The sequence below is a fragment of the Pseudomonas sp. P5_B3 genome (assembly GCF_056400405.1).
Window position 1 is genome coordinate 1 of record NZ_JBFULI010000124.1, and the last position, 1,838, is coordinate 1,838.

Sequence of the window (1,838 nt, forward strand, 5' to 3'; positions counted from 1 at the left end):
AATCGGCATAAATCGGCATAGGGGACGGCCTTCATAGACCGTACCCCTGCCACACCACCCGGCATGCGGGTCCGCACCGGGCGGTTCGAGGGATTGAGGTCAGGAGAGACGTGGAAGTCCCAAGCGATCAAACCACGCGAGATTAAGCACCCAATTCAAGGCCCATCGACTGTTGTCCCACCAACGACGGGTGTTACATGCCACTTTCTGGGCGACTTCTTTACTCGCACCCAAAGCCCGTAATTCACGATAAGTCGTCGTTCCCCGCTTCCATTGCTTGAGTTGAATCGCTCTGAGTCGGTGCCGCATCCATTTGTCCAATTCGCGCCAGACGCCTGGTGTTTGCGACAACTTGAAATAGGCTTTCCAACCCAGCAAATAGGGACGTAGGAGGTCGACGACCTGCTGCAAACTGCGGCCACATGAACGGCGAGTGAACTGCCGGATACGTTGCTTGAATTGCTTTTGTGCCTTCTGAGATACCGCACGTTTGACTTCGTCACGGGCGCACCAAAATGCATAACCCAGAAACTTGCGACCAAACGCACTGGCCACCGCGCTCTTGCTCTCGTTGATGCTCAAGTGCAGCTTTTCATACAGACGCCTCAGCAAGATCATCACCCGCTGCCCGGCTTTATGACTGCGAACATAAACGTTCGCGTCGTCGGCATAGCGCACGAAGCAATGACCTCGATGTTCAAGCTCCCGATCCACTTCGTCCAGCAGCACATTTGCCAGCAACGGTGACAGTGGACCGCCCTGCGGCGCCCCGTAGCGGCTTTTCTCGATTACGCCATTGATCAGCGTTCCCGCATCCAGGTACGCCCGGACCAGTCGAATAACCGCCCGTTCCGCAATCCGTTTGCGTAGGCGATCAATCAAAATGTCGTGATCGACCCGGTCGAAGAACTTCTCCAGATCAACATCCACCACCACTTGGCGCCCCGAGGACACATACCGCTGAGCCGCCAAAACGGCGTCCTGCGCGCAACGTCCCGGGCGAAAGCCGTAGCTGTGTTCACTGAAGGTCGGATCGAGGAGTGGCTGCAAGACTTGCAGCAGTGCTTGTTGAATCAGGCGGTCGGTGACCGTCGGAATGCCCAACTCGCGTTCACCGCCGTCAGGTTTGGGGATGACCACGCGTCTTACCGGACTGGGCCGGTAGACACCTGAAAGTAGCTGTTCACAAATCACTGGCCATTGAGTCAGCAAGGCTTCAGCAGTCTGTTCAATGTCCAGACCGTCAACTCCCGCTGCACCTTTATTRGCTTTGACCCGTTTCCACGCCCGTTTCAGGTTTTCTCTCGCAAAGGCCCGTTCCAGCAGCCTTTGCCCTGCGTTGTCGGATTCATCTTGCGGGCGATTGACCTCGTCGCTGGCGGGACTTCTCACGGYTTCACCGCTCGTTATCTCCATCCGCCCCGCGTTTGGCAGGCATCTGACTTCCGGTCGTTCGCATCAACATGGCCTACAACACTCTCTCTCGTTCGGCCCTTCGTCAAAAAAAARGACTACTACGGCCTCTGCTGACTTCTCGCTCCGGCTCGCACCGTCGCCCTTTCAGACACAAGGCGAGATCTCCCCAGGTAAGAACGCAATCCTTCCCCGCACAACCGCCGGATTTACGCAGCCTGATCCTTGACCACAAGAGCTTCGCGATCTTTTGCTCGCTCGCCCTGATCGGCTTCGCCTTATATCCGGTTCTTGTCCATCGGCTCGCGGTTTCGATTCACGCTTCCTCCCCACACTCGGTCGCCCTCATGCAGTTGCGCTTCACTTCGTTCGCTGTGGTCAGCTTACGACGGGACTTTCACCCGCAAGATTGCGCCCATGCTGGG

Annotated in this window: 1 protein-coding gene; it reads right to left on the reverse strand. The window is 56.9% G+C overall.

What is annotated here, in order from left to right; translation table 11 throughout:
• Positions 1–99: 99 nt before the first annotated feature.
• On the reverse strand, positions 100–1,416 hold the full coding sequence (gene ltrA, locus AC1DRN_RS29880) for a group II intron reverse transcriptase/maturase (RefSeq protein WP_457266257.1): 1,317 nt from the start codon (positions 1,414–1,416) through the stop codon (positions 100–102).
• Positions 1,417–1,838 lie beyond the last annotated feature (422 nt).